Origin of the sequence: Clostridium sp., assembly GCF_051654825.1 — a bacterium.
Classification (GTDB): Bacteria; Bacillota; Clostridia; order Clostridiales; family Clostridiaceae; genus Clostridium.
Map to the genome: position 1 here is coordinate 1 of NZ_JBOFYU010000008.1, position 2837 is coordinate 2837.

A 2837-nucleotide genomic window follows, 5' to 3' on the forward strand; every position below is an offset into this window, starting at 1 on the left:
GATCTTACCAAAACATTTCAATATATCCTCTTTTTTCTCTCCACAATCTTATTATAATTATACAAGTTGGAACTTTACTTTATCTACAATTGATAATTATCAATGAATGCCCTCAACCTGATCATTCCTAATTCTTCTATAGATAGTCATTTATTACTCTATCTAAGTTTTTTACTTTAATATAGCCTTGATTATACTCGATTATATTATTATCATTTAAATCCTTTACAACTCTGTTTATACTTCTAATATTTGATCCGATACCTTCAACTACAATATCTTTGTGTACACTATCTGTATTATGCTCAGTTAAAAATCGGCATAAAAAATATAATACTCTATATTTTAGAGGATAAACAACATTTGCTTTACTATTAATGCATGTATTATACATTTTTTGAGATAGCTGAATATTTATATATAATGAAAAATCATTATCATATTTAAGCCATTCTAAAAAATCTTCTCTTGTAATTTTAATCAAATCACAAGGCTCAAGTGCTTCTACAAAACCTAAAGTTGATGTATTAAGAAATACTTCTAATTCACCAAATAGCTCATATTTACAATATATATGATCTAGATATTTTATGCCATTTGTAGTTAATGAATATACTTTCACTTTTCCACTTTTTAAAATATACACACAATTAGATGTTTCATTCTGTAATAAAATCTTATCGTATGCATCAAATTTCAACTCAGAAAATTTATTTTTTATATGATGTGGACAATTATCTAATAGTTCAATTAATTTTTTCATTTTAAATCTCCTTTTAAATCAAGTAGTAAAATTATAACATCTATCAAATAAAAAAGTTATGGACAATTGTCCTTAACTTTTTTATTTGATAGATGTATAATTCAAAACGAAATATTTTAGAATAAGTTTAAGGAGAGTAATCAGATGAATTTAGAACTAAGTACAATGTCAATAAATAAGTTATTATTAAAATACTCTATACCAGCAATCATAGGAATGGTAGTTGTATCATTATATAATGCAGTAGATAGGATATTTATAGGACATATTGCAGATGAAGGAGCATTAGCTTTATCTGGAGTAGGTGTTACATTGCCTATTGTAACTATATTATTAGCTTTTGAATTATTACTAGGGGTTGGAGTTGCAACAAATATATCAAATAGTTTAGGTAAAGGAAATAAAAAAGAATCTGCAAAATACTTGGGTCAGCTAATAATAATGTCTATTTTTATAGGTTTATTTCTAATTATCATACTATCAATATTTAAAGATAATTTGCTAGTAATGTTTGGTGCTAGTACAAATAATATACTCTATGCAAAAGAATATATTAATATTATTTTATTTGGAACTGTATTTTATATTATAGGTTTTTCATTAGTTACAACAATTAGATCAGAAGGAAATCCTAAAAAGGCATCAAGACTATTAATTTTAAGCTGTATTATGAATATCATCCTAGATCCAATATTTATATTTGTGTTTAAATGGGGTATAAAAGGAGCTGCATTTGCAACAATATTATCCCAGATATTTGTATTCACAATGTCTATACACTACTATACTAAAGGTGATTCTAATCTAAAATTAAAAAAAGAAAATTTAATACCTGATAAATTTATTATAAAGAAAATAATAATCAGTGGATTGCCTATTTTCTTTATGCAAATATTTACAAGCGTAGTTCAAGTTATGCTTAATAACTCTTTAAAAATGTATGGTGGAGATTTGGCTATAGGAGCTGTAGCTACTATAATATCTATATCCAATATATTTTTAATGCCTGTTATAGGTATTAATCAAGGTTCTTTACCTATTATTGGATTCAATTATGGCGCTCAAGAGTATCATAGATCAAGGAAGACATTCATAAATGGCAGCATCGTAGGATTTATTATATTAACTTTAGGGTTTATTTTAGTATTTTTGTTTCCAGATAAATTAATAAGTATATTTAATAAAGATAAAGATTTATTAAATATATCTATACAAGGTATAAGAATATATTTATTTATGATGCCTATATCAATTCTAGCTATAACATTACCAAATTATTTTCAATCCATTGGAAGGGTAAAGATATCTATACTTTTATCTCTTCTAAGGCCTGTAATTCTATTTATTCCTCTGCTATTTATTTTACCTAAATATTTTGGACTTATAGGTGTTTGGTTAGTACAACCAGTTTCAGATTTGCTATCATCTATCATATGTATTGTATTCATTGCTAAGGAATTCAAAGAATACAACTCTATAATAGAGACTGTCTAACAATGGTTATGGTATGCCTAAATACTAAGTAAAGACTAGTAAAGATACTTTTTAGCAATGGACTTTGTCGTTGGCGATATTTTAGTATATATGTAAAACATATATACTAAAATATGGATTTATGCTAAAATTTAAGTATATTAATCGAAAATTGAATAATAAAAAAGCTAGGAGTCTAATGTATTTTGCGACTCACTAGGTATTAATTATAGTGAAGTAAATTAAGAGTTCTCCTTGTCTTTAGTGTCAACATACTAAAAATAGAGGGGAATTTTTTTATGCAAATGACAGAGTTTTGTGATCATTTATATGATGATAGCACAGACGGATATATACAGATATTAAAGCTAAATGATAAAGATAATAATGGTCAAAGGACTATTAAGATATATAATACTAAAAATAAGGGACTAAGGGATATAGTAGAGGAACTACATAGGGATGAAGATGTGTTTTTAACACCAAACACAATGTATCTACCAAGAAGAAAGGTAGAAAATATCAGGCAGTTTAGAGCATTGTTTCAGGATATAGACTGTGAAAGTATTGGTTTTCAAAAGGCTGAAACTGTTTATATGAT

Annotated in this window: 2 protein-coding genes and 1 pseudogene; 2 read left to right on the forward strand and 1 reads right to left on the reverse strand. The window is 26.0% G+C overall.

The window, feature by feature from the left end:
- Positions 1-136: 136 nt before the first annotated feature.
- Positions 137-763, reverse strand: coding sequence for a Crp/Fnr family transcriptional regulator (locus tag ACRDBA_RS00265; RefSeq protein WP_438570947.1), 627 nt, complete (start codon positions 761-763; stop codon positions 137-139).
- A gap of 144 nt (positions 764-907) precedes the next feature.
- Between ACRDBA_RS00265 and ACRDBA_RS00270 the strand changes: the two genes are divergently transcribed.
- Both ACRDBA_RS00270 and ACRDBA_RS00275 read left to right on the forward strand, forming a co-directional pair.
- A complete protein-coding gene (locus tag ACRDBA_RS00270; protein WP_438570948.1) occupies positions 908-2257 on the forward strand; it encodes an MATE family efflux transporter in 1350 nt (449 codons plus the stop codon).
- A 278-nt stretch (positions 2258-2535) separates the two neighbouring features.
- A pseudogene (locus ACRDBA_RS00275) lies at positions 2536-2837 on the forward strand (DNA-binding response regulator); the annotation flags it as partial.

Coding starts and splice junctions, on each gene's coding strand:
- ACRDBA_RS00265 (WP_438570947.1), bottom strand. CDS start 763: ATGAAAAAATTAATTGAACTATTAGATAATTGTCCACATCATATAAAA.
- ACRDBA_RS00270 (WP_438570948.1), top strand. CDS start 908: ATGAATTTAGAACTAAGTACAATGTCAATAAATAAGTTATTATTAAAA.